24 protein-coding genes and 1 pseudogene are annotated in these 24,552 nt (G+C 39.0%); 24 read left to right on the top strand and 1 reads right to left on the bottom strand.

Annotation, left to right across the window (positions count from 1 at the left end):
- The first annotated feature begins 1 nt into the window (after position 1).
- The 19 genes and pseudogenes from rpsE to yidC all read left to right on the top strand — a co-directional run bounded on the left by rpsE (position 2) and on the right by yidC (position 17,086).
- Positions 2-526 (top strand): 30S ribosomal protein S5, encoded by a 525-nt coding sequence (gene rpsE, locus SK086_RS12440; RefSeq protein ID WP_171222711.1) that lies wholly within the window; start codon positions 2-4, stop codon positions 524-526.
- A gap of 12 nt (positions 527-538) precedes the next feature.
- Positions 539-721, top strand: a complete 183-nt coding sequence (gene rpmD, locus SK086_RS12435) for a 50S ribosomal protein L30 (RefSeq protein ID WP_131476282.1) — start codon at positions 539-541, stop codon at positions 719-721.
- Positions 722-736: 15 nt separating this feature from the next.
- Positions 737-1,189: a 50S ribosomal protein L15 gene (gene rplO / locus SK086_RS12430; RefSeq protein ID WP_324692005.1), complete on the top strand. Its 453-nt coding sequence runs from the start codon at positions 737-739 to the stop codon at positions 1,187-1,189.
- Between the two features lie 11 nt (positions 1,190-1,200).
- Positions 1,201-2,544 carry a preprotein translocase subunit SecY gene (gene secY / locus SK086_RS12425; RefSeq protein WP_290877578.1) on the top strand — a complete coding sequence of 448 codons (1,344 nt, stop codon included), beginning with the start codon at positions 1,201-1,203 and terminating at the stop codon, positions 2,542-2,544.
- 5 nt (positions 2,545-2,549) lie between these two features.
- Complete coding sequence (gene infA / locus SK086_RS12420) at positions 2,550-2,765, top strand: translation initiation factor IF-1 (protein WP_026725626.1); 216 nt, start codon at positions 2,550-2,552, stop codon at positions 2,763-2,765.
- An 11-nt stretch (positions 2,766-2,776) separates the two neighbouring features.
- Positions 2,777-2,893 carry a type B 50S ribosomal protein L36 gene (ykgO, locus tag SK086_RS12415; RefSeq protein ID WP_002987490.1) on the top strand — a complete coding sequence of 39 codons (117 nt, stop codon included), beginning with the start codon at positions 2,777-2,779 and terminating at the stop codon, positions 2,891-2,893.
- Between the two features lie 3 nt (positions 2,894-2,896).
- Positions 2,897-3,271 (top strand): 30S ribosomal protein S13, encoded by a 375-nt coding sequence (gene rpsM, locus SK086_RS12410; RefSeq protein ID WP_290877559.1) that lies wholly within the window; start codon positions 2,897-2,899, stop codon positions 3,269-3,271.
- Between the two features lie 8 nt (positions 3,272-3,279).
- A complete protein-coding gene (gene rpsK, locus SK086_RS12405; RefSeq protein WP_133533891.1) occupies positions 3,280-3,663 on the top strand; it encodes a 30S ribosomal protein S11 in 384 nt (127 codons plus the stop codon).
- 80 nt (positions 3,664-3,743) lie between these two features.
- On the top strand, positions 3,744-4,349 hold the full coding sequence (gene rpsD / locus SK086_RS12400; RefSeq protein ID WP_290877551.1) for a 30S ribosomal protein S4: 606 nt from the start codon (positions 3,744-3,746) through the stop codon (positions 4,347-4,349).
- A gap of 21 nt (positions 4,350-4,370) precedes the next feature.
- Entirely contained in the window at positions 4,371-5,363 is a 993-nt protein-coding gene (locus SK086_RS12395; protein WP_295338700.1) for a DNA-directed RNA polymerase subunit alpha, read from the top strand.
- Between the two features lie 63 nt (positions 5,364-5,426).
- Positions 5,427-5,912: pseudogene (rplQ, locus tag SK086_RS12390) on the top strand (50S ribosomal protein L17); the annotation flags it as partial.
- A gap of 444 nt (positions 5,913-6,356) precedes the next feature.
- Complete coding sequence (gene carA / locus SK086_RS12385; protein WP_324691990.1) at positions 6,357-7,478, top strand: glutamine-hydrolyzing carbamoyl-phosphate synthase small subunit; 1,122 nt, start codon at positions 6,357-6,359, stop codon at positions 7,476-7,478.
- A 216-nt stretch (positions 7,479-7,694) separates the two neighbouring features.
- The gene (gene eno, locus SK086_RS12380) at positions 7,695-8,987 is read left to right on the top strand and encodes a phosphopyruvate hydratase (protein WP_324691988.1); all 1,293 of its coding nucleotides are present in this window, start codon (positions 7,695-7,697) and stop codon (positions 8,985-8,987) included.
- Between the two features lie 107 nt (positions 8,988-9,094).
- Positions 9,095-10,624 carry a glutamine-hydrolyzing GMP synthase gene (gene guaA / locus SK086_RS12375; protein WP_324691986.1) on the top strand — a complete coding sequence of 510 codons (1,530 nt, stop codon included), beginning with the start codon at positions 9,095-9,097 and terminating at the stop codon, positions 10,622-10,624.
- A gap of 95 nt (positions 10,625-10,719) precedes the next feature.
- Complete coding sequence (locus SK086_RS12370) at positions 10,720-12,747, top strand: LysM peptidoglycan-binding domain-containing protein (protein ID WP_324691985.1); 2,028 nt, start codon at positions 10,720-10,722, stop codon at positions 12,745-12,747.
- A complete protein-coding gene (locus tag SK086_RS12365; RefSeq protein WP_290875010.1) occupies positions 12,747-13,151 on the top strand; it encodes an OsmC family protein in 405 nt (134 codons plus the stop codon). The genes SK086_RS12370 and SK086_RS12365 overlap by 1 nt, the downstream gene beginning before the upstream one ends.
- A 2-nt stretch (positions 13,152-13,153) precedes the next feature.
- Positions 13,154-13,390: a DUF3820 family protein gene (locus SK086_RS12360; protein WP_324692116.1), complete on the top strand. Its 237-nt coding sequence runs from the start codon at positions 13,154-13,156 to the stop codon at positions 13,388-13,390.
- Between the two features lie 141 nt (positions 13,391-13,531).
- Complete coding sequence (locus SK086_RS12355) at positions 13,532-15,142, top strand: CTP synthase (protein WP_290875006.1); 1,611 nt, start codon at positions 13,532-13,534, stop codon at positions 15,140-15,142.
- Positions 15,143-15,190: 48 nt separating this feature from the next.
- Positions 15,191-17,086 carry a membrane protein insertase YidC gene (gene yidC, locus SK086_RS12350; RefSeq protein WP_324691983.1) on the top strand — a complete coding sequence of 632 codons (1,896 nt, stop codon included), beginning with the start codon at positions 15,191-15,193 and terminating at the stop codon, positions 17,084-17,086.
- A gap of 66 nt (positions 17,087-17,152) precedes the next feature.
- On the opposite strand, the gene SK086_RS12345 is transcribed toward yidC, so the two are convergent.
- Positions 17,153-18,172 (bottom strand): fasciclin domain-containing protein, encoded by a 1,020-nt coding sequence (locus tag SK086_RS12345; protein ID WP_324691981.1) that lies wholly within the window; start codon positions 18,170-18,172, stop codon positions 17,153-17,155.
- Positions 18,173-18,498: 326 nt separating this feature from the next.
- On the opposite strand from SK086_RS12345, the gene SK086_RS12340 reads away from it, so the two are divergent.
- The 5 genes from SK086_RS12340 to SK086_RS12320 form a co-directional block, all read left to right on the top strand.
- Positions 18,499-19,203: a toxin-antitoxin system YwqK family antitoxin gene (locus SK086_RS12340; protein WP_324691980.1), complete on the top strand. Its 705-nt coding sequence runs from the start codon at positions 18,499-18,501 to the stop codon at positions 19,201-19,203.
- Between the two features lie 35 nt (positions 19,204-19,238).
- Complete coding sequence (mnmA, locus tag SK086_RS12335) at positions 19,239-20,426, top strand: tRNA 2-thiouridine(34) synthase MnmA (RefSeq protein ID WP_324691979.1); 1,188 nt, start codon at positions 19,239-19,241, stop codon at positions 20,424-20,426.
- A gap of 28 nt (positions 20,427-20,454) precedes the next feature.
- Positions 20,455-22,077 carry a S8 family serine peptidase gene (locus SK086_RS12330; RefSeq protein WP_324691977.1) on the top strand — a complete coding sequence of 541 codons (1,623 nt, stop codon included), beginning with the start codon at positions 20,455-20,457 and terminating at the stop codon, positions 22,075-22,077.
- A gap of 20 nt (positions 22,078-22,097) precedes the next feature.
- Positions 22,098-23,042 carry an NAD(P)H-dependent flavin oxidoreductase gene (locus SK086_RS12325; RefSeq protein ID WP_290874994.1) on the top strand — a complete coding sequence of 315 codons (945 nt, stop codon included), beginning with the start codon at positions 22,098-22,100 and terminating at the stop codon, positions 23,040-23,042.
- A gap of 385 nt (positions 23,043-23,427) precedes the next feature.
- A partial coding sequence (locus tag SK086_RS12320; RefSeq protein WP_324691974.1) for a hypothetical protein occupies positions 23,428-24,552 on the top strand: 1,125 nt, incomplete at its 3' end.

Genomic DNA, 24,552 nt, shown 5'->3' with positions numbered 1-24,552 from the left:
TATTATGTCTAAATACAAAAATGTAGAATTAGTAAAACCTAGCGGTCTTGAATTAAAAGATCGTTTGGTAAGTGTAAATCGTGTTACCAAAGTAACCAAAGGAGGTAGAGCTTTCGGGTTTTCTGCTATTGTGGTTGTTGGTGATGAGAATGGTGTAGTTGGTCACGGATTAGGAAAATCTAAAGACGTTTCTGAGGCTATTGCAAAAGCAGTAGAAGATGCAAAGAAAAACTTAGTTAGAATTCCGTTGAGTGGTCAATCTGTACCTCACGAACAAAAAGGAAAATTTGGTGGAGCTGCTGTATACTTAATGCCTGCGTCTCACGGTACCGGAGTTATTGCTGGTGGTGCTGTTCGTGCGGTATTGGAGTCAGTTGGGGTTCACGACGTATTGTCAAAATCTCAAGGTTCATCAAACCCTCATAACGTAGTTAAAGCAACTTTTGATGCTTTATTGCAAATGAGAAGTGCCGTAACTGTTGCAAAACAAAGAGGTATTTCTTTAGAGAAAGTTTTTAAAGGTTAATTCAAGGAAATTATGGCTAAATTATTAGTAAAACAAGTTAGAAGCAAAATCAACTGTCCTCTTACCCAAAAGAGAGGATTGGAAGCTTTAGGTCTTCGTAGAATGGGACAAGTTGTGGAGCATGATTCAAATCCGGCTATCCTTGGAATGATAAATAAAGTTAAACACTTAGTTTCCGTTGAGGAAGTTAAATAATAAATCATCATAGTTATGAATTTAAGTAACTTACAACCGGCTGAAGGTTCAACGCACAACCAAAATAAAAGAGTAGGTAGAGGAGAAGGTTCCGGAAAAGGTGGTACTGCTGCACGTGGTCACAAAGGAGCTAAATCTCGTTCTGGTTACTCTAAAAAGATTGGTTTTGAAGGAGGTCAAATGCCACTTCAAAGACGTGTGCCTAAGTTTGGTTTCAAGAACATTAACAGAGTAGAATATCAAGGAGTAAATCTTGATACACTTCAAGCTTTAGTAGATAACGGAATTGTTACAGATACTGTAGATTTTGCAGTATTGGTTGAAAACCGTTTGGCTACTAAATCAGAAGTAGTTAAGATTTTAGGCAGAGGAGAATTAAAATCAAAATTAAAAGTAACTGCTCACAAGTTTACTGCTACTGCAAAAGCGGCTATCGAAGCTGCCGGTGGTGAAGCTGTAACCTTATAATTGATATCACAATGAAGAAATTTTTTGAATCATTAAATAATGTTTGGAAAATAGAAGAACTAAGAAACAGAATCGTGTTTACACTCGGTCTGTTATTGGTTTATCGATTTGGTGCGCATGTAACTTTGCCCGGAATTGATGCAACTCAATTGGACAAGTTAGCAGGTCAAACAGAAAACGGTATTGGATCAATATTGGATATGTTTACCGGTGGAGCGTTCTCTAAAGCATCAGTTTTTGCTTTGGGAATCATGCCTTACATTTCAGCTTCAATTGTTGTTCAATTAATGGGTATCGCTATCCCGTACCTGCAAAAATTGCAAAAAGACGGCGAAAGCGGTAGAAAGAAATTGAATCAAATCACCAGATGGTTAACTATAGCCATTACATTAGTACAAGGACCGGGTTATTTATACAACCTGCATTCAACCCTTCCTGGGCAAGCGTTCCTTTTACCAATTGATTCATTCCAATTTCTTTTCTCTTCAGTATTAATTTTAACTACAGGTACTATTTTTGCCATGTGGTTAGGTGAAAAAATTACTGATAAAGGTATTGGTAACGGTATCTCCTTGTTGATCATGGTAGGTATCTTGGCCAGATTACCACAAGCGCTAATTCAAGAATTCACTTCTAAGGTTACCAATAATAATGGTGGGCCAATGGTGTTGGTTTTCGAAATAGTAGTATGGTTGTTAGTAATCATTGCTTGTGTTTTATTAGTAATGGCTGTTAGAAAAATTCCGGTACAGTATGCTCGTCGTACAACTACAGGAGATTTCGAACAAGATATGATGGGTGGAAACAGACAATGGATTCCGTTAAAATTGAATTCTGCAGGAGTTATGCCAATCATTTTTGCGCAAGCTATTATGTTTATTCCGGCTGCTTTAGCAGGGCTTTCAAATTCTGAAACCTCTCAGTCTATCGCCGGGACATTCAGTAATATGTTTGGTTTTTGGTACAACTTTGTTTTTGCTTTGTTGATTTTGATTTTCACCTTCTTCTACACGGCAATTACAGTTCCAACCAATAAAATGGCAGATGATTTAAAAAGAAGCGGTGGTTTTATTCCTGGGGTTAAACCTGGTGTGGAAACAGCTGATTTCTTAGATAGAATCATGTCTCTTATAACATTCCCTGGTTCATTATTTTTAGCATTAATCGCTGTGTTCCCAGCTATTGTTGTTAGTCTTGATGTACAACAATCTTGGGCAATGTTCTATGGTGGTACTTCATTAATCATTATGGTTGGTGTTGCTATCGATACTATTCAACAAATAAATTCTTATTTATTGAATAAACACTATGACGGATTGATGAAAAGTGGTAAAAATAGAAAAGCAGTAGCTTAATTTTTATGGCAAAACAATCAGCAATAGAACAAGACGGAACCATCATTGAGGCATTATCCAATGCAATGTTTCGTGTAGAATTAGAAAACGGACACGTTGTAATTGCTCATATCTCCGGGAAAATGCGTATGCATTACATCAAATTGTTACCAGGTGACAAAGTGAAACTCGAAATGAGCCCTTACGATTTATCCAAAGCAAGAATTACTTATAGATACTAAAGCTAACTAATATGAAAGTAAGAGCATCAGTTAAAAAAAGAAGTGCCGAGTGCATTATCGTGCGTCGCAAAGGCAGATTGTACGTGATTAATAAAAAGAATCCTAGATTTAAACAAAGACAAGGATAAGTTATGGCAAGAATAGCAGGGGTAGACATCCCAAAAAACAAAAGAGGAGTTATCGCTTTAACCTATATCTTCGGAATCGGTAAAAGTAGAGCTATTGAGATTTTAGAAAAAGCTCAAGTTAGCCAAGATAAAAAAGTTCAAGAGTGGAATGACGACGAAATCGGAGCAATCCGTGATGCCGTTTCATACTACAAAATTGAAGGTGAGCTTCGTTCAGAAGTGTCATTGCACATAAAACGTTTGATGGATATCGGATGTTATAGAGGAATCCGTCACAGATCTGGTCTTCCTTTAAGAGGACAAAGAACTAAGAACAACTCTAGAACAAGAAAAGGTAAAAGAAAAACTGTTGCTAACAAGAAAAAAGCAACTAAATAATAAATAGTATGGCTAAAACGACTGCAAAAAAACGTAAAGTTATCGTTGAATCAACGGGTGAGGCTCATATTAATGCAACCTTTAATAACATCATCATTTCGTTAACTAACAAAAAAGGTGAAGTTATTTCTTGGTCTTCAGCCGGTAAAATGGGCTTCAGAGGTTCTAAAAAGAACACTCCGTATGCCGCTCAAATGGCTGCCGAAGATTGTGGAAAAGTTGCTTTAGAAGCTGGTCTTAAAAAAGTAAAAGTATATGTAAAAGGACCGGGTAACGGACGTGAGTCTGCTATCAGATCTATTCATAACTCAGGAATTGAGGTAACCGAAATCATCGACGTTACTCCAATGCCGCACAACGGATGTCGTCCTCCTAAAAGACGTAGAGTATAATTATAGTATAATCAAGGCAGAACGAAGGTTATCGAAGGATTCGACCTGAATTCATAACCTCTGTCTTAAAACAATTTAAAATGGCAAGATATACTGGTCCAAGTACAAGAATCGCCCGTAAGTTTGGCGAAGCAATTTTCGGAGAAGACAAAGCTTTCGAAAAAAGAAATTACCCTCCGGGACAACATGGTTTAGCAAAAAAACGAGGTAAAAAATCGGAATATGCTGTTCAGTTGATGGAGAAACAAAAAGCAAAATACACTTACGGTATTTTGGAAAAACAATTCAGAAACTTATTTGAAAAAGCAGCTGCCTCTAAAGGAGTAACCGGTGAAATTCTTTTGCAATTATGTGAAGCTCGTTTAGACAACGTAGTATACAGAATGGGAATCGCACCTTCAAGGAGAGCTGCAAGACAAATCGTTTCTCACCGTCACATCACAGTTAACGGTGAATTGGTAAACATCCCGTCTTACCACTTAAAAGCCGGTGATAAAGTAGCTGTTCGTGAAAAATCTAAATCTGTTGAAGCTATCGAGCGTTCATTAGCCAACTCTTCTCACGTGTACGAGTGGATTACATGGAATAACGATACTAAAGAAGGAACTTTTGTTTCTGTTCCTCAAAGACTTCAAATTCCAGAAAACATCAAAGAACAATTAATCGTAGAGTTGTACAACAAATAATAATTGACATTCGTCTAAATTATGGCAATATTTAATTTTCAGAAGCCCGATAAAGTTATCATGATCGATTCTACCGATTTTGAAGGTAAATTTGAATTCAGACCTTTAGAACCGGGATACGGATTGACCGTAGGTAATGCCCTTAGAAGAGTTTTACTTTCTGCTTTAGAGGGATATGCCATCACTTCGGTTCGTATCGAAGGCGTTGAGCATGAGTTCTCTACTATTTCAGGAGTGGTAGAAGATGTAACCGAAATTATCCTTAACCTTAAACAAGTACGTTTCAAACGTCAAATTGAAGAGGTTGATAACGAAACGGTTTCTATCTCCATCTCCGGAAAAGACCAAATTACAGCAGGTGACTTCCAAAAGTTCATCTCTGGATTCCAAGTGTTAAACCCGGAATTGGTAATTTGTAATCTTGACAGCAAAGTAAATCTTAACATGGAACTTACTATCGAGAAAGGTCGTGGTTATGTTCCTGCTGAGGAGAACAAAAAACAAAACGCAGCTATTGGTACTATTTTCATTGATTCTATCTTTACTCCGGTAAAAAATGTGAAATACGCGATCGAAAACTTCCGTGTGGAGCAAAAAACAGATTACGAAAAATTGGTTTTTGAAATCAAAACTGATGGATCAATCAATCCGAAAGATGCCCTTACAGAAGCTGCTAAAGTTTTAATTCACCACTTTATGTTGTTCTCCGATGAGAGAATCACATTGGAAGCTGATGAAATTGCTCAAACAGAATCTTACGACGAAGAATCATTACACATGAGACAGCTATTGAAAACCAAATTGGTTGATATGGACTTGTCGGTAAGAGCATTGAACTGTTTGAAAGCAGCCGAAGTTGACACCTTAGGAGATCTTGTATCTTTCAATAAAAACGACTTAATGAAGTTCCGTAATTTTGGTAAAAAATCATTAACTGAGTTAGATGAGTTGGTAGCCAACAAAAATTTGACTTTCGGAATGGACTTAAGCAAATATAAACTAGATAAAGAATAAATTACTTCATATTTTGCTCTCCAAAGCGGATCGTAGCAAGATGAAGGTTAAAAAAAGTACGTCATGAGACACGGAAAAAAAGTAAATCACTTAAGCAGACAAACCGGACACAGAAAGTCTATGTTGGCTAATATGGCTTGTTCTCTTATCGAGCACAAACGCATCATTACCACTGTTGCTAAAGCCAAAGCGCTAAAACAATTTGTTGAGCCACTAGTAACCAAATCAAAAGAAGATACTACGCACAACAGACGTATCGTTTTCGCTTACATCAGAAACAAATATGCAGTAACTGAATTGTTCAGAGAAGTAGCTGCTAAAGTTGGTGACCGTCCGGGAGGATACACTCGTATCATCAAGTTAGGTAACCGTTTAGGAGATAACGCGGATATGGCTATGATCGAGTTGGTAGACTTCAACGAACTATACAACGGAGGTAAAAAAGAGGAGAAAAAAGGTAGAACACGTCGTGCTAAAAAATCGACTTCAACTGAGAAAGCTCCTGTAGCTGCTGCACCTAAAGCAGAAGCTCCTGCACCGGTTGTAGAAGATGTAGTGGAGGAAACTCCTGCTGCAGAAGTAGTAGAAACTCCGGTTGTTGAGGAAACTCCTGCAGTAGCAGAAGTAGAAGAAACTCCGGCAGACGAAACTCCTGAAGCTCCGGCTGACGAAGAATCTAAAGAAGAGCAAGCCTAATGGTTGCCCACTCTTAAATATAAAGGATAAACAGTTTTGTTTATCCTTTTTTTTTGCGCTGCTCTTACTATTGCGGAGGTTTAGAAGCGAATGGCTCGGGATTTACCGGCATACCATTTTCCCGCTTTTCGCGCTACGCGGTAGCTGCTTCAATCGGGGCTAAAAGGAATCTAAAGGAATGTTTATAAACTTTAATAATTCCATTTTAATATGAGTGTTCAATAAATTAATTTTGTCATTCAATGAGCAAAACATAAACCAACAACATACAACCTACAACATACAACAACACAACAAATGAAGTACACTACAAGACCACAAGCCTTACTACTACTAGCCGACGGTACTATTTTTTACGGTAAATCCATCGGTATCTCCGGGAAAACCTTCGGAGAAGTTTGTTTCAACACCGGAATGACGGGTTATCAGGAGATCTTTACTGATCCGTCGTATTTCGGGCAAATCATGGTCGCCACCAATCCTCACATCGGAAACTACGGTGTCAACGCCAACGAAGTCGAAGCCGATAAAATCATGATTTCAGGATTGGTTTGTAAAAATTTCAGTTTTACCCATTCGCGTCCCGATTCGGAAAGCAACTTATACGACTATTTCGAAAAGGAAAATCTTATTTGTATTTCTGATGTTGATACTCGAGCGTTGGTAAGCTACATCCGTGACAACGGTGCTCAAAACGCCGTGATCTGTACTGATGGTACTCCGGTAGAAGAATTAAAAACCCTTTTGGCCAAAGTACCTGATATGAAAGGTTTAGAATTGGCCTCGACCGTTTCTGTAACCGAACCTTATTTTTTCGGAGCAGAAAATGCCACCTATAAAATTGCCGCTCTCGACTTAGGTATTAAAAGAAACATCTTGCGCAACTTAGCCAAACGCGATTGTTATATTAAAGTGTTTCCGTACAACACGCCGTTTGAAGATTTAAAAGCTTTTAATCCAGATGGTTATTTCTTGTCCAACGGACCCGGTGATCCGGAACCGTTAACTGAAGTAATTGAAACGGCTAAACAAATGATTGCGTCCGACAAACCGGTATTCGGAATTTGTCTGGGTCACCAAATTATCGGTTTAGCTAACGGGGTGTCAACCTACAAAATGTTCAACGGTCACCGCGGTATCAACCACCCGGTAATGAATATCCTAACGGGTAAAGGGGAAATCACTTCGCAAAACCATGGCTTCGCCGTAAACCGTGAGGAATTAGAAAAGCATCCTGATTTAGAAATTACGCACTATCACATCAACGACAATACCGTTGCCGGGATGCGCATGAAATCGAAATCGTGTTTCTCAGTGCAATACCATCCGGAAGCCAGTCCCGGACCGCATGACGCCGAATATTTGTTTGACGAGTTTGTAGCCAATATCGAGAAAGCCAAAAGCTTACAAACGGTTTAAGGTTGCCTCACTAGCCCCGATGGGAAGAGTTACCGCGTAACTCGGACAGCGGGAATAAGGACAACAAAAATGCCCGAACCATTCGCTTCTGAAAATTCGACTATACTAAATCGTTTGCGTTAATAACATTCGGCTGAATTGTCAAATTCCTAAAAAAAGATGGAATATATTTGTGATATATCTAAAATCTAATATCAAATATTTAATATTATAAAAATGAGTATTATTATCAAAGTACATGCAAGACAAATCCTTGATTCCAGAGGAAATCCAACCATTGAAGTTGATGTAGTAACTGAAAACGGCGTTTTGGGTCGTGCTGCTGTTCCCAGTGGTGCTTCTACCGGAGAACACGAAGCAGTGGAGTTAAGAGATGGTGGCAAAGCCTACATGGGAAAAGGGGTTTTGAAAGCGGTGGAGAATGTAAATACTAAAATTGCTCCGGAATTAATGGGCGTTTCGGTTTTCGAACAAAACCACATCGACCAATTGATGATTGATTTAGACGGAACAGCCAATAAATCCAACTTAGGGGCTAATGCTATTTTAGGGGTTTCTTTAGCAGTGGCTAAAGCGGCTGCCAACGAGTTAGGTTTGCCATTATACCGTTACGTTGGCGGTGTTTCAGCCAATACTTTACCGGTACCGATGATGAACATCATCAACGGTGGCTCACACTCTGATGCGCCAATCGCGTTCCAAGAGTTTATGATTATGCCGGTTAAAGCCCAAAACTTTACCCATGCCATGCAAATGGGAACGGAGATTTTCCACAACTTGAAAAAAGTATTACACGATAGAGATTTGTCAACAGCCGTTGGTGATGAAGGTGGTTTTGCACCAAATTTAGCCGGTGGAACTGAAGACGCTTTGGATACTATTAAAAAAGCAGTAGAAAATGCAGGCTATAAATTCGGTGACGAAGTAATGATTGCTTTAGACTGCGCTGCTTCTGAATTTTATGTAGACGGAAAATACGATTATACTAAATTCGAAGGCGCTACCGGAAAAGTAAGAACTTCGAAAGAACAAGCCGAATATTTGGCTTCATTGGCTGCGAACTATCCGATTATTTCTATTGAGGACGGAATGTACGAAGACGATTGGGATGGATGGAAATACTTAACTGAATTGGTAGGCGACAAAGTGCAATTGGTAGGCGACGATTTATTTGTAACCAATGTACAACGTTTGGCTACCGGAATTGAAAAAGGGATTGCCAATTCTATCTTGGTAAAAGTAAACCAAATCGGTACTTTAACCGAAACTATCGCTGCGGTAAATATGGCACACAATGCGGGTTACACTTCGGTAATGTCTCACCGTTCGGGAGAAACAGAAGATAACACTATAGCTGATTTAGCCGTGGCGCTAAACTGTGGTCAAATCAAAACCGGTTCTGCTTCGCGTTCCGACCGTATGGCAAAATACAACCAATTGTTGCGCATTGAAGAAGAATTAGCCAACACGGCTTATTTTCCGGGTGTAAAAGCGTTTAAACAGAAGTAATAGCTTCACTATAATTTAAAAGAGCATCTCATTTCGAGATGCTTTTTTATTTGGCTAAATGTCGGTTTTCGATTTTTTATTTTCAACTGAGAGTGCTACTTTTGCACATGCAACACAACGTACTTATCTTAGATTTCGGTTCGCAATACACACAACTTATTGCACGCCGCGTTCGCGAATTAAACATATTCTGCGAAATTTTTCCTTTCAATCATTTTCCGGATGATTTATCGACCTACAAAGCAGTTATCCTTTCGGGTAGCCCTTATTCTGTGAGAGCCGAAGACGCTCCTCATCCTGATTTATCTCAAATTCGAGGCAAAATGCCTTTACTTGCTGTGTGTTATGGTGCACAGTACTTAGCGCATTTCAACGGTGGCGAAGTAGCGCCGAGTAACATACGCGAGTATGGCCGAGCCAATTTGTCTTTCATCAAAGATGACGAAGCGTTTTTTGACGAAATCGCCTTAAACAGTCAGGTTTGGATGAGCCACAGCGATACCATCAAACAATTACCAACTAACGGTGTTTTGTTGGCCAGTACCAAAGACGTAGCGAATGCAGCCTATCGCATTGAAGGGGAAAAAACCTATGCGATTCAATTCCATCCCGAAGTATACCATTCCACCGACGGGAAACAACTTTTAGAAAACTTTTTGGTCAAAATAGCGGAAGTACCGCAAAACTTTACACCAAACGCTTTCGTGGAAGATTGCGTTAAAGAATTGCAAGACAAATTGCAAAACGACAAAGTAGTACTTGGGCTTTCAGGTGGTGTAGATTCTACCGTAGCAGCCGTTTTATTGAACAAAGCTATCGGTAAAAACTTGTACTGTATTTTTGTGAATAACGGTTTATTGCGCAAAAACGAATTCGAAAACGTCTTGCACCAATACAAAGATATGGGCTTGAACGTAAAAGGTGTAGACGCTACTGATAGATTTATGGAAGCTTTAGCCGGAGTGGAAGACCCAGAAGCCAAACGCAAAGCTATTGGTCGTGTATTTATTGAAGTGTTTGACGATGAAGCCCATCGCATTGAAGACGTAAAATGGTTGGCCCAAGGAACGATTTACCCGGATGTCATCGAATCGGTTTCGGTAAAAGGACCAAGTGCAACTATTAAATCGCATCACAATGTAGGCGGTTTGCCCGATTATATGAAACTACAAATCGTTGAGCCATTGCGTATGTTATTCAAAGACGAAGTTCGTCGCGTAGGGAAAACATTAGGAATTGATGCTGAACTTTTAGGCAGACATCCGTTCCCGGGACCGGGCTTGTCTATCCGAATTTTAGGTTCGATTACACTAGAGAAAGTCAGAATATTGCAGGAAGTGGATGCTGTTTTTATCAACGGTTTAAAAGAGCACGGTTTGTACGATAAAGTTTGGCAAGCCGGCGCTATTTTGTTACCGGTGAATAGTGTAGGGGTTATGGGCGATGAGCGTACTTACGAAAAAGTAGTAGCGCTCAGAGCTGTAGAATCTACCGATGGTATGACCGCTGATTGGGTACATTTGCCTTACGAATTCCTGATGAAAATCTCCAATGAAATCATTAATAAAGTAAAAGGCGTGAACCGAGTGGTCTATGATATCAGCTCAAAACCACCGGCCACAATCGAATGGGAATAGTTTTTGTTGGCCTAAAAAAGTTGATGAAAAAAGCCTCAATTCCGATGGCATTTGAAAAGATTTGTTAACTTTAACGTAAAATAAAGGAACTGTTTATGAAAAACCGAATTATTTTCTCATTGCTGTTTATACTAATGGTCACGTTCAATACGTCGGCCAAGCAGGATAAATACGTGAAGCATACTGTAGCTCAAGGGGAAACAATTACGATGATTGCTCAAAAATACAAGGTTACACCTTATGATATTTACAAACTCAATCCAGATTCGCAAAAAGGGATTGAACTTAACAGCGTATTGTTAATCCCGCCTACAGTAGCCGAATCATCTTTTTCAGCAGAACCCAAACAAACTTCGCCAAAAGCACCGGGAAATCCGACTACTCATTTGGTACAGCCTAAAGAAACTTTATTCAGCTTGTCCAGACAATACGGAGTTACTGTAGAGGCCATAAAATCGGCAAATGCCGAGTTGTTAAAAGATGGTTTAAAAACAGGTCAAACCATTAAAGTTCCGACTTCTAGTGGTATTGTACCAACAACTATTGTTGCTGCGCCTGCAAAAGCAGTAGTTAAAGAAACACCAAAAGCAGTAGTGAAATCAGAACCTAAAACTGAGATGGCTAAAGGCAATACAACGTACCACATCATCGAACCTAAAGAAACCAAATACGGTATTTCTAAAAAATACGGAATGACCATACAAGAATTGGAGCGATTGAATCCGGCTATTGTTAATGATTTTCCGGTTGGGTTGAAATTGGTTGTTTCCGGAAATCCGGAAGCTAAACCGGTTGTTGAGTCCAATAAAGTGAAAGAGGAAGCTCCAAAATCTCCGGCGGTTAGTACTAAAAAATACTTGGAAGAATACGTGGTGCGTCCTAAAGAAACCATCTCCAGCATTGCCAGCGATTACGGAATGACCGAACAAGAATTAATAGCCTTGAATCCCGAATTGAAAAAAGGCGTTAAGCTGGGTATGATTCTCCGAGTTCCCAAAGGCCAACGCAAAGAGCCTATCAAAAAAGAACAAGGCAATTTATTGAAGAATATGAATACTAATGCGAGAAAACAACTCGCATTACTTTTACCATTTAATATCAGTAAAATAGAAAGCGACACGGTAAATTCAACCCAAGCGCGTTTGAAGAAAGACAAGTTTCTCAACATGACCTTGGATTTTTATTCAGGAGCTTTAATGGCCATCGATTCGGCTAGAGTATTAGGGATGAATGTTGATATCAAAATTTTAGATTCTCAAGAAACCAAAAACACTTCTAACGTTACGACTTTGGCAACAGACCACAAATTGAATGCAATGGATGCCGTAATCGGACCATTTTACCAAGCCAATGTAGAAAAACTGGCCGAAATTTTGGAACCTACCAAAACACCGGTGATTTCTCCCTTATCCAAAGAATCGGGTAAGAAGTTCAGTAACCTTTACCAATCGATGCCTTCTTTAGATCAAATGCGTGCTTCTATATTTGAGTTTATGAGGGGCAAAGGCGGTAATGTTGTAGCCGTAGTTGATCCGAAAAAAGGGAGCGTAAAACAATACCTGCAAGAAAATCAAGCCGGAACCAGAATCATCGGATTAACAGCCAAGAATACTTTTTCTGCGGATAGTTTAAAAGTTTGTCTGAAAAAAGACAAGATGAATTATGTTGTTTTGGCTTCTGAAAGTACCGGGATGATTTTGGCTACTACCAATGCCATGCTGGCGTTTCAGAAAGACTATCAAGTGCAATTGGTGATCATGGAGCCGAATGAAACCTTGGATTTTGAAGAAATTTCCCTGACGCGATTGACCAAATTAAAACTGTTATATCCGTCCTTAACCCGACCAAACGAAAGTATTGAAGCCAATCAGTTTGATGCCAAATACAAAAAGCTAAACAAGATTATTCCGAACGCTTATGCTATTCGCGGTTTCGATGTGACTTTCGATACCTTGTTGCGTTTGTCTCAAGAGAAAACTTTCGAAGAAACTATTCAAAACGATGATTCGGAGCAGATAGAAAACAAATTCAATTACAATCCAAACAGTACTTATGGGTATTCCAACAACGGAATTTACATCTTGTACTACGATATCGATTTATCCATCAAAGAAGCCTCATAATGCCTACTTCAAAAGTTACTTATCTGGGAGAATTAAGAACCTCTTCCCTCCATTTACAATCCGGTAGCGAAATCATCTCTGATGCGCCCATCGACAACAACGGAAAAGGGGAAGCCTTTTCACCAACCGATACTGTGGCCAATGGTTTAGCCAGTTGTATGTTTACCGTAATGGGTATTAAAGCCCGAGAAATGGGCGTTGATTTTTCAGGTTCTACTGCTGATGTAACTAAAGTTATGGCGGCTGAACCGAGAAGGATTTCAGAAATTCACGTGACTTTCAATATGAGTATCGAAGCCGACGAGAAGACTAAAACTATTTTAGAAAGAACGGCTTTGACTTGTCCGGTTCACTACAGTTTACATCCCGATATTAAACGAGAAATCGTGTTTAATTGGAAGTAATTTTGAACGACCAACAAAAACTCCTCATCAAACTCGCACACACCAAAATGCCCTTCGGCAAATACGAAGGCTATTATCTTATTGATTTGCCCGAACATTATGTGGTTTGGTATTCCCAAAAAGGATTTCCCAAAGGCACTTTGGGTGATCAATTGCAATTGGTTTACGAACTCAAATTAAACGGTTTAGAAGCCTTGGTGCGCAACATTAAAAAGCAGTACCCTAAGAAAGATTTTTAGAATGTCAGACTGCTTAGACAGCTCAGATTATTGGATTCTCTTTTTTCTGAAAATCTAACGTTCTAACGTTCTAACAATCGAATTATAATCGTATTTTTGCCTCGTTTTTTAAAACAACAACAACACAACATACAACTTACAATGAATCCAACTAAGTACATTTTTGTTACCGGCGGTGTGACTTCCTCTTTGGGGAAAGGAATCATCGCAGCTTCTTTGGCCAAACTACTACAGGCCAGAGGATACCGAACCACCATTCAAAAATTTGACCCTTATATTAATGTCGATCCCGGCACTTTAAATCCGTACGAACACGGCGAATGTTTTGTGACCGATGACGGTGCGGAAACGGATTTGGATTTAGGACACTACGAGCGATTTTTAAATGTGCCTACTTCTCAAGCCAACAATGTTACTACCGGTAGGGTTTACCTTTCGGTGATTGAAAAGGAGCGAAGAGGAGAATTCCTGGGCAAAACCGTTCAAGTAGTACCACACATTACCAACGAAATCAAAGACCGCATGCAGTTGCTTGGAAAATCGGGCGACTATGATATCGTCATTACCGAAATCGGCGGAACTGTCGGAGATATTGAATCGTTACCATATATCGAATCCGTGCGTCAGCTCGTTTGGGAATTGGGAGAAAGCAACAGTATTGTAGTCCATCTGACCTTAATTCCATATTTGGCTGCTGCGGGCGAATTGAAAACAAAGCCAACCCAACATTCGGTTAAAACCTTAATGGAAAGCGGAATCCAAGCGGATATTTTGGTGTGTAGAACCGAGCACGAGTTATCCGATGAGTTGCGTCAAAAGTTAGCCTTGTTTTGCAATGTAAAACGCGAAGCCGTAATCCAATCCATCGATGCTTCTACAATTTATGAAGTGCCGAATCTAATGCTGGAGGAAGGATTGGATATCGTCGCCTTAAAAAAATTAAATCTACCGAAAAAAGCCGCTCCGGATTTAAAAAACTGGAATACTTTTTTACACCGATTGAAACATCCGAAGCAGACCGTAAATGTAGGTTTAGTTGGAAAATACGTTGAGTTACAAGATTCTTATAAATCGATTTTAGAAGCTTTTATACACGCCGGAGCCGCCAATCAAACTAAGGTGAATGTCATCAGTATTCATTCGGAGTATTTGGATGAAACCAATGCGGCCGAGCAGTTGCAAGGATTAGACGGTATTTTAGTCGCACCCGGATTTGGAGGAAGAGGTATCGAAGGAAAGATTGAAACCGTTCGCTACGCCAGAGAAAATAACATTCCGTTTTTCGGAATTTGTTTGGGAATGCAAATGGCCGTTATCGAGTATGCTCGAACTGTTTTAGGTTTGAAAGATGCCAATTCTACTGAAATGAATGAGGAAACCCAACATCCGGTTATCGCTTTGATGGAGGAACAAAAAAACATCACCGATAAAGGAGGTACGATGCGTTTGGGTGCTTGGAAATGCGACTTGCAAGAAGACAGTTTGGCCTATAAAATCTATGGGAAAAGCCAAATTCAAGAACGTCATCGCCACCGTTACGAATACAATAACGACTTCAGAAAACAGTTGGAGGCCGCCGGTTTAAGCACTTCGGGAGTCAATCCTGAAACCGGTTTGGTGGAAATAGTAGAATTGAAAAACCACCCATTTTTCATTGGTGTCCAATACCATCCTGAATATAAGAGTACTGTTGCTAATCCACACCCAATTTTTGTTAGCTTTGTGGCCGCAATGGTAAATCATAAAAAATAGCAAGTAGCAGAGTGGTCTTTGTTGCTTCTTACGACTAATAATTAAAAAATGGAACAAAAGAAATTTGATTTTAATTCGATTATCGGTTTTGCCTTAATCTTTGTCATTATCCTTTGGGTAATGTACAACAACCGTCAAGACGAAGTTAAAGCGCAAGCCAAAGCCAAAACGGAAAAAGCCATAGAAGCCAAAGCCAAGAAAGAAACAACTAAAGATGTGGCGCAAACCATCACCGATACCACTGTGGGCGATTCGGTTAAGATTCAAAAGCTACAAGGGAAATTAGGAAGTTTTGCTTACTCAGCAACCTTACCTTCAGCCAAAGAAGCCTTTACTACTTTAGAAAATGATAAAGTGGTTTTAAAAATTGCCAATAAAGGCGGTTATATTGCTGAAGCTACTTTAAAAGATTTCAAAAAGTTTGATAAAAACTCCAAAGAGTTGGTGGCGTTGATTAAAAATAATAATGCTTATTTCAACTTGCAGTTGCAAACCAAAGACAACAGAGTACTCAATACCAAAGATTTATTCTTCGAGCCAACATTAACTACTGTCGACGGCAATCAAGTCTTGTCGATGAAGTTAAAATCAAGCGATAATGCTTTCTTGGAATACAAATATGTGTTGAAACCAAAAGACTATATGTTGGATTTTGATATTCGTACCCAAGGCTTAAATACGGTATTGAATACTTCAAAACCAGTCGATTTCCAATGGGATATGAAAACGTATCGCAATGAGAAAAGTATCTCTTACGAAAATCGTTATGCTGAAATTGTATTCGAATACGAAGACGGAAAAGACGATTTCGTAGGTCAAGGCAGTGATAAAGAAGAAACACCGGATAAGGTGACTTACATCGCTTACAAACAACACTTCTTTACATCTATATTGCTGACTAAAACCCCATTCGAAAAAGCGAGTTTGAAGTCGCATGATTTAGTACAAGACGAAGAAAAAGACACCATTTTTACCAAAGAATTTAAAACTACTTCAGCTTTGGCTTTCAACAATGGCGAGTTGGATTATAAAATGAATTGGTACTACGGACCGGCAGATTACACTTTATTGAATAATTATGATAGAAATTTAGACGAAATCATACCACTCGGTTGGGGTATTTTCGGTTGGATTAACAAATTCATTTTTGTGCCGTTGTTTGGCTTCTTGAGTACCTTTATGGGATTGGGAATTGCTATCATAGTGTTTACTATTTTGATTAAAATTGCCATGTCACCGATTACTTTCAAGTCGTTCTTGTCTCAAGCCAAGATGAAAGTATTGCGTCCTGAGATTATGGAAATAGGCGAGAAGTTCAGCAAAGATCCGATGAAAAAGCAACAGGAAACCATGAGCTTGTATAACAAAGCAGGGGTGAATCCTATGGCAGGCTGTATACCGGCTTTGATACAAATTCCGTTTATGTACGCCTCGTTCCAGTTTTTCCCATCGGCTATAGAGTTGCGTCAAAAAGGATTTTTATGGGCAGAAGATTTGTCCTCTTTCGATGAAATCGCAAAATTACCTTTCCATATTCCGGTTTATGGGGATCACATTAGTTTGTTCCCGATATTAGCGTCTATTGCTATTTTCTTCTACATGAAAATGACTTCCGGAGATCAGGCGATGTCGCAACCACCGCAAGAAGGTATGCCGGATATGGGTAAAATCATGAAGATTATGATTTATTTGTCGCCTGTAATGATGTTATTATTCTTTAATAACTACGGCTCAGGATTGAGTTTGTATAACTTTATTTCAAACTTGATTACTATTGGTATTATGTTGGTGATTAAGAAATACTTTATCGACAGCGATAAAATACACGCTCAAATTCAGGAAAATAAATCTAAGCCAAAATCTGAAGGAAAGTTCCAAAGGAAAATGAGAGAAATGATGGAACAAGCCGAAGAACAGAAAAAGCTTCAAAACAAGAAAAAGTAATTAGATTATATCCATAAAAAAAGCGCAGTGAAAACTGCGCTTTTTCTTTTCCATAGCAAAGGGAAATTATAAAGTAGGCAATAATACTTTATCTAATACGTGGATCACACCATTACTTCCTTGAATGTCTGTAGCAATAATGTTACTTGCCGGTCTGGCCGGAGAGAATGTTCCTGTGATTTTAGCACCTCCCGTTAAAGAGATAGTAATGTTTTGACCATTTAAAGTTGGTACTACACCGGCACTTGAACCTGATACTACGCTTGGTAAAGCTGTTGAACGAACATTGCCACCTACTACATGGTATTGTAATACACTAGAGAATTGAGGTCCGGTTGGTGAAATTCCCGCTGTAGTAAGTTCAGAAATTAAGCTGGTAAATGCAGCATTGTTTGGAGCAAATAAAGTTGCCGGTGAAGCTGCAGTTAAACCGCTTAAAGCACTTAATACTGCACTTTGATCTCCAAATGCGCCACCTGTACTGGTTACTACAGTTTGTAAGGTGTCAAATTCAGGATTATCAACCACGTGGTCCACTAAAGTTGGAATCTGAATCACTCTGTTTACAATGTGAATTACCCCATTGCTGGCATCAACATCTGCAGTTGAAACTACAGCGCCTTTGCTGTCAACACCACCGTTGATAGTTACTGTTGCGCCAGATTTTTGTACAAACATACTAATGGTTGGCGCATTAGCCGCTGTGCTGATTGGTGATAAAGTTGAAACATAAGTTGCTGCAGGAATATCAGTGCTTTTGATTTCTGTGGCCACAACGTGATTCAACAAAATGTTTTTTAATACGTTTACATCAACATTGTTGACAGTTACATTAGAGCCTAATGAACTGAAGAATGTTTGAAACGCTGCATTGGTTGGAGCAAATACTGTAAACTGACCATTTCCATCTAATGTTGCAGTCAATCCGGTGCGGTTTAACGCAGTAACCAAAGTGGAAAAGTCTGAGTTTCCTGCTGCAATGGCTGCAATAGTTTGTTGTTGAGGTGTGTTGTTGTCATCATCGCTGCAAGACAACATTGCTAAAGCAATACATGCTAAAGACATTTTTTTGATTAGATTTTTCATAATAATTTTTTGTTTAATGTTTCGGCTAAATTATGAAACATTGTTTAACAAAAATCAATAAAAGATAAACAAAACTTAAATTTATAAATACTTTAACAGTTTTGTTTGATTTTTTAAACAGCCTCTTTTTTAGGGTATTACCCGTGGATATATATATTTTAAGCGATTTTACTGATGTTGTTTCTATCAGAAAAGTTAAACAAAACCAGCTTGTTTTTTTAAAAAAAAATTAACAATTCAATCGTAATAAAGACTGCTGTTTTTCCGTTAAAGGAATTAGCATAAATTTGTACCGATTTATAACACTTCAATTAAACCTTACTCTTATGAAATACATCTTCCTTTTTTTGATTTCCGGTGTTTTTGCCCTGGCGCAGGATTACAATAAACTAGACGAAAACGGTAAAAAACACGGATTGTGGAAAGGTTTTTATGAAGAGTCAAAACGATTGCGCTATGAAGGCACTTTTGAGCACGGTAAAGAAGTGGGTTTATTTAAGTTTTTTGATGATACTAAAGCTGCAACAGTTATAGCTACCCGTGAATTCAATGACAATGACAACTCTTGCTATACTATCTTTTTCAACCAAAAGAACAATAAAGTCAGTGAAGGAAAAGTGGTGAACAAACAGTTTGAAGGCGAATGGAAATACTACCATGAAAACTCTCCTCAAGTCATGACTTTGGAATATTACTCCAACGGAAAATTAAACGGCGTTCGCAAAGTTTTCTACAAAAGCGGCGTTATAGCTGAAGAGACTACCTATAAAGACGGAGTGAAAGAAGGTTTGTATAAAAGTTATGCCGAAAACGGAATCGTACTGGAAGAAAGCAATTTTAAAAACGGATTGTACGATGGCATGGCTACCTACCGAACGGCCACCAATGAGTTGTCTTCTCAAGGCGTTTTTAAGAGCGGTAAGAAAGTAGGGATTTGGAAAATTCTTGAAAAAGGCAAGCTCAAAGACGTTAATATGGACAAACAACGTCGCAAATTCCAAAAAAGAGTTAAACCGCTAGAAGAAAACTAAATATTCACCTAATTTTGCAACAAATTTTTTTACCCATGAAAAGAGTTGTTGTCGGATTATCGGGCGGAGTAGATTCCAGTGTCGCTGCTTATTTGCTTAAAGAGCAAGGTTACGAAGTAATCGGTCTTTTTATGAAGAATTGGCACGACGATTCGGTGACCATTTCCAACGAATGCCCGTGGTTGGAAGACAGTAACGATGCGCTTTTGGTAGCCGAAAAACTGGGCATTCCTTTTCAAACGGTTGATTTAAGTGAACAATACAAAGAAAAGATTGTCGACTACATGTTCAAAGAATACGAACAAGGTCGGACTCCAAATCCTGATGTATTGTGTAACCGTGAAATAAAATTTGATGTTTTTATGAACATCGCCTTAAGCCTTGGAGCCGATTATGTAGCAACTGGTCATTATTGCCGCAAAGGAGAAATTGAAGTTGACGGTCAACCTGTTTATCAACTGTTAGCCGGAAAAGACGGTAACAAAGACCAATCCTATTTTCTTTGTCAATTATCGCAAGAACAATTGGCCAAAGCCCTTTTTCCTATAGGTGAATTAACCAAACCCGAAGTTCGTGACATTGCCATGCAATTGGATTTGGTAACCGCTGAAAAAAAAGATTCTCAAGGCCTGTGTTTTATTGGTAAAGTACGTTTGCCTGAATTTCTGCAACAACAATTACAACCCAAAGAAGGATTAATCTATGAAGCGGCGGCAGACAATCCTATTTACAGCCAAGAAATTCCTGTTTTCGATTCTTTAGAAGAACAATTAGTGCATCAGGCAAAAGGCATTACTTATGTGCCGGAATATGGAAAGATAGTTGGGAAGCACCAAGGCGCTCATTATTTTACAATCGGTCAAAGGAAAGGCTTGAATGTTGGCGGCACCAAAGAAGCGTTATTCATTATTGCAACCGATGTTAAAACCAATGCAATCTACACAGGTCAAGGACAAAATCATCCCGGTCTATTTAAAAAGGTACTTAGAGTACAGCCTTCAGAAGTGCACTGGATCAGACAGGATTTAGCTTTGAAAACAGGTGAGACAATGGAAGTAATGGCTCGCATTCGCTACCGTCAAGCTTTACAAAAAGCTACCCTTTATCAATTCGAAAGTGGTTTGTATGTGGCTTTCGAAGAACCGCAATCGGCCATAACAGAAGGCCAGTTTGTGGCTTGGAATTTAGGCGATGAATTAGTTGGATCGGGAGTAATTTCATAAATTAGCATTTTACTAAAAGTAAAGCGCTATGAAAAAAATTTACTTTTTTACTTTTTTGTGGCTGACAACAGTCAGTTTTGCACAAGATGATGCTTGGGTGTACTTCAACAACAAACCTAACGCGCAATATTATTTTGATAATCCATTGGAAATGCTTTCGCAAAGAGCGTTGGACAGAAGAATTAATCAAAATATTGCCATTGATATTAAAGATGTGCCTATTCACCAACCTTATGTGGATCAAATTGATGCTGCTTCGGGTATAGAGGTAAAGGCCAAATCTAAATGGATGAATGCTGTACACGTTAGAGGAAGTTTATCGGATATCAATAGTCTTAGTGCCATTGAGTTTGTGGACCATATCGAGTTTGCCGACAGAAGTTTAAACGTTTCAGGCAGAAACCAAGCGTCCAATAGAACGAGCCTTTTTTCGAGTGTTAATAAAACACTTGATACCCAAATTACTTTTGCTTACGGAACTTCTGCCAATCAGGCGCAAATGCTCAATGCACATGTTTTACACCAACAAGAATTTACAGGTGCCGGTAAAATTATTGCGGTTATGGACGCCGGTTTTCCGAATGTTGATGCCGTTCAGCCTTTCCAAAGATTAAGAGATAACAACCAAATTTTAGGAGGTTATAATTTTGTCGGGCAGTCAACCGATTTTTACACTGCTAATTCACACGGTACCATGGTGCTTTCTACCATGGGCGGTTATGTGGAGAATCAATTGATAGGCACAGCTCCGGATGCTAAATACTATTTGTTTGTTACTGAAGATGCAGCTGCTGAAAATCCGGTTGAAGAAAGTTATTGGGTTGAAGCAGCAGAAATGGCCGACAGCCTCGGAGTTGATGTAATCAATACTTCTTTGGGGTATTTCGGATACGATAATCCAAACTACAGTTATACGTACGCCAATATGGATGGCGTAACTTCTTTTATTTCGAGAGGAACCAATGTGGCATTTAGCCGAGGGATGATTTGTGTCTCCAGTGCCGGTAATTCGGGTTCGAGTCCTAATCCTTACATAGCCGTTCCTGCCGATGCTTTGCACGGATTTGCTATAGGAGCTGTTAAGCCGGATGAAACTTATGCAACATTCAGTTCAATCGGTCCTTCATTTGATCAAAGAGTCAAACCTGATGTTATGGCACAAGGGCAAAATGCGATTGTATCCGGCATAAACGGAACAATTGGAGCGGCTAATGGGACTTCGTTTTCAGGACCTATTATGGCGGGTGCTATTGCCAGTTTTTGGCAGGCTATTCCTTGGGCGACCAACCAGCAAGTATTGGATTTTGTTAAACAATCGGCTGACAGGTACAGTAATCCTACAGCTCAGTTTGGGTATGGAATACCCGACTTTCAAACGGCTCTGACTATTGCCCAGCTTTCGGTTAGTGATCGTGATGCAGTAAAGTTTTTAGTTTATCCTAACCCGGCTTCAACGCATTTGAAGATTGCTTTCCCGGCAGGTTTTACTTCTGCTACGCTTGCAATCTATAACAATTTAGGTCAGCTGATAAAACAACAAAGTATTGATATTGATGGTGTTGTTAATTTAGAAGGATTAGCTAAAGGAGTTTACCACTACAGTATTAAAAATCAAGATTTTCTGCAAACCGGTAAATTGATGAAGAATTAAATCTAAGTTATTATTATAACATGAATAAAATCACCCAACTTTTCAATATCAAATATCCAATTATTCAAGGCGGAATGATTTGGAACAGCGGCTACAAGTTAGCCAGTGCAGTTAGTAATGCCGGCGGATTAGGGTTGATAGGGGCAGGCTCAATGTATCCGGACGTACTGAGAGAGCATATTCGAAAATGTAAAGCAGCAACAGACAAACCTTTTGGTGTAAATGTGCCAATGCTGTATCCGAACATCGAAGAAATCATTCAAATCATAATCGAAGAAGGAGTAAAGATTGTTTTTACTTCTGCCGGAAATCCGAAAACATGGACCGGTCATTTAAAGGCTAATGGTATAACGGTTGTTCATGTAGTTAGTAGCTCGAAGTTTGCACTAAAAGCACAGGAAGCCGGAGTTGATGCGGTTGTTGCTGAAGGTTTTGAAGCGGGAGGTCATAACGGAAGAGAAGAAACCACAACCCTAACGCTGATTCCAATGGTGAAAGAGCAAATCTCAATTCCTTTGATAGCTGCCGGAGGAATTGCAACCGGTAAAGGAATGTTGGCAGCTATGGTTTTAGGTGCAGACGGGGTTCAAATGGGTTCCAGATTTGTAGCTTCTTTTGAAAGTTCTGCGCATGATAATTTTAAAAATACTGTACTCTCAGTAAAAGAAGGGGATACGCAGGTTACCTTGAAAGAATTGGCTCCTGTGAGATTGATTAAAAATAAATTTTACCAAGATTTACAGGAATTGTATGCAAAATGTCCAACCGTTGAAGAATTAAAAAGTCTTTTAGGCCGTGCTCGGGCCAAGCGAGGAATGTTTGAGGGTGATTTGATAGAAGGAGAATTAGAAATCGGACAAATAGCCGGTTTGATTCATGAAGTGAAATCGGTTGAAGCTATAGTGCAGGAAGTAATATCTGAGTTTGATGAGGTAAAGAATTCTTTCCGTCAGTCGTTCTTCTAAAAAGAAATAAGAAATCATAATAGATTGTTGGTGAGTTTGGTTTGAACCTAAACTTATCAACAATTTTTATTTTTAAGCAGTTTTGTTTTTATTGATAACTCTGTTTTTTTTATTTTATTTTTTCTATAAGTGTCTATTTTTTAATGGTTTGTGATTGTTTTTTGATTTCAGTAAATTGTTAATAATGTTTATTATTTTGTTTATAATATTTTAATAAGTCAATTTTTGCCTTGGAAATTATAAGTAATATAGTGCTGGGAATTACATCTGATATTTTTCAACGCCTACAGCGAATTTCAAGCGGTTAATTTTTTTGATTGCAGTGATTTTTGCTATAAAAAGGTTGGGGAATTTGGATCAAAAATGGTATTTAATCAAATTGCTTATGAGAATCACTACTCTCGCCAAAAAATATTCTTTTTATTGTGTTTTATTGCTAACACTACTTGGGCAGAATAGTTTAGTTTATTCTCAGTGTCCGACAGTCACTAATGTAAATCAATCTTTTTGTGATACACAATCACCAACCATTGCCAGTTTACAAGCAGTGGATAATGGAGGAGGTATCAGATGGTATGCAACAGCAACATCAACAACGGCGTTATCATCTTCTGCGGTTTTAGTCAACGGAGAAGATTATTTTGCAGATGATAATACCGGTTCGTGCGGAGTCAGACAAAGCGTTACGGTTACTGTCTATTCTGCTCCAACCGGAGCTAATTTTCAAGGGGTTTGTGTGACTAATTTAAATCAGGCGACACCATCTAATCCGCAGTTTTTTATTGTTGGAAACAATTTACAGTGGTATACGGTGCCTCTCGGAGGTACGGCTCTCTCACCAACAGCCATATTAAATGACAATACCATTTACTATATTAGTCAAGTCAATCCCGATACTGGTTGTCAAACCTCAAGGTTGTCAGTATTTGTCAATGTTGGCCTGGTTCCGCCGCCAACCGGAAGTGTTGTGCAAGAGTTTTGTAATATCCCTGGAAGTCCGCCAACAGTTGCGGATTTGGTAGCCTCAGGAAATAATAATTGGTATTTGACTTCTGCTTTTGGAGTGCCTTTAGATTCGGCAACGCCTTTGATTAACGGTCAGTTTTACTATGCAACCACAGTAGATCCGCCTTGTGAAAGTAGCGATAGGCTTGAGGTTTTGGTGAATATCTACGATTTAAACGATGCGGGAAATGATGGAAATAGAAGTATTTGTGTAGACCAAGTCTCTACCACAACTCCTTTTAATTTATTTGGTTTATTAGGAGGAACACCTGATAATAGCGGTGTTTGGTCGGGTCCGATAACAACTACTAATGGACATCTTGGTACTTTGGATGTTTCATCAATGACACTTGCCGGAAGTCCATATACTTTTACATATACTGTTTCTTCGGCTTTGTGCGTTCCTGATACTTCAACGGTAACCATTACCATATTACCACTCCCAACAGCGAGTGTATCGGTTAGTCCAACAACCATCTGTGCCAATAGCAGCGCCACATTCACT

The organism is Flavobacterium cheonhonense (assembly GCF_035671315.1).
Lineage (GTDB): Bacteria > Bacteroidota > Bacteroidia > Flavobacteriales > Flavobacteriaceae > Flavobacterium > Flavobacterium cheonhonense.
This window is presented reverse-complemented; position numbering and strand designations above follow the sequence as displayed.

What these genes read in the sequence shown, in the direction of transcription:
- secY (WP_290877578.1), top strand. Translation starts at nt 1,201, where the DNA reads ATGAAGAAATTTTTTGAATCATTAAATAATGTTTGGAAAATAGAAGAA.
- carA (WP_324691990.1), top strand. Translation starts at nt 6,357, where the DNA reads ATGAAGTACACTACAAGACCACAAGCCTTACTACTACTAGCCGACGGT.
- SK086_RS12395 (WP_295338700.1), top strand. Translation starts at nt 4,371, where the DNA reads ATGGCAATATTTAATTTTCAGAAGCCCGATAAAGTTATCATGATCGAT.
- SK086_RS12365 (WP_290875010.1), top strand. Translation starts at nt 12,747, where the DNA reads ATGCCTACTTCAAAAGTTACTTATCTGGGAGAATTAAGAACCTCTTCC.
- guaA (WP_324691986.1), top strand. Translation starts at nt 9,095, where the DNA reads ATGCAACACAACGTACTTATCTTAGATTTCGGTTCGCAATACACACAA.
- eno (WP_324691988.1), top strand. Translation starts at nt 7,695, where the DNA reads ATGAGTATTATTATCAAAGTACATGCAAGACAAATCCTTGATTCCAGA.
- SK086_RS12330 (WP_324691977.1), top strand. Translation starts at nt 20,455, where the DNA reads ATGAAAAAAATTTACTTTTTTACTTTTTTGTGGCTGACAACAGTCAGT.
- rpmD (WP_131476282.1), top strand. Translation starts at nt 539, where the DNA reads ATGGCTAAATTATTAGTAAAACAAGTTAGAAGCAAAATCAACTGTCCT.
- ykgO (WP_002987490.1), top strand. Translation starts at nt 2,777, where the DNA reads ATGAAAGTAAGAGCATCAGTTAAAAAAAGAAGTGCCGAGTGCATTATC.
- rpsK (WP_133533891.1), top strand. Translation starts at nt 3,280, where the DNA reads ATGGCTAAAACGACTGCAAAAAAACGTAAAGTTATCGTTGAATCAACG.
- mnmA (WP_324691979.1), top strand. Translation starts at nt 19,239, where the DNA reads ATGAAAAGAGTTGTTGTCGGATTATCGGGCGGAGTAGATTCCAGTGTC.
- rplO (WP_324692005.1), top strand. Translation starts at nt 737, where the DNA reads ATGAATTTAAGTAACTTACAACCGGCTGAAGGTTCAACGCACAACCAA.
- rpsM (WP_290877559.1), top strand. Translation starts at nt 2,897, where the DNA reads ATGGCAAGAATAGCAGGGGTAGACATCCCAAAAAACAAAAGAGGAGTT.
- SK086_RS12370 (WP_324691985.1), top strand. Translation starts at nt 10,720, where the DNA reads ATGAAAAACCGAATTATTTTCTCATTGCTGTTTATACTAATGGTCACG.
- SK086_RS12340 (WP_324691980.1), top strand. Translation starts at nt 18,499, where the DNA reads ATGAAATACATCTTCCTTTTTTTGATTTCCGGTGTTTTTGCCCTGGCG.
- infA (WP_026725626.1), top strand. Translation starts at nt 2,550, where the DNA reads ATGGCAAAACAATCAGCAATAGAACAAGACGGAACCATCATTGAGGCA.
- SK086_RS12355 (WP_290875006.1), top strand. Translation starts at nt 13,532, where the DNA reads ATGAATCCAACTAAGTACATTTTTGTTACCGGCGGTGTGACTTCCTCT.
- yidC (WP_324691983.1), top strand. Translation starts at nt 15,191, where the DNA reads ATGGAACAAAAGAAATTTGATTTTAATTCGATTATCGGTTTTGCCTTA.
- rpsD (WP_290877551.1), top strand. Translation starts at nt 3,744, where the DNA reads ATGGCAAGATATACTGGTCCAAGTACAAGAATCGCCCGTAAGTTTGGC.
- SK086_RS12345 (WP_324691981.1), bottom strand. Translation starts at nt 18,172, where the DNA reads ATGAAAAATCTAATCAAAAAAATGTCTTTAGCATGTATTGCTTTAGCA.
- SK086_RS12325 (WP_290874994.1), top strand. Translation starts at nt 22,098, where the DNA reads ATGAATAAAATCACCCAACTTTTCAATATCAAATATCCAATTATTCAA.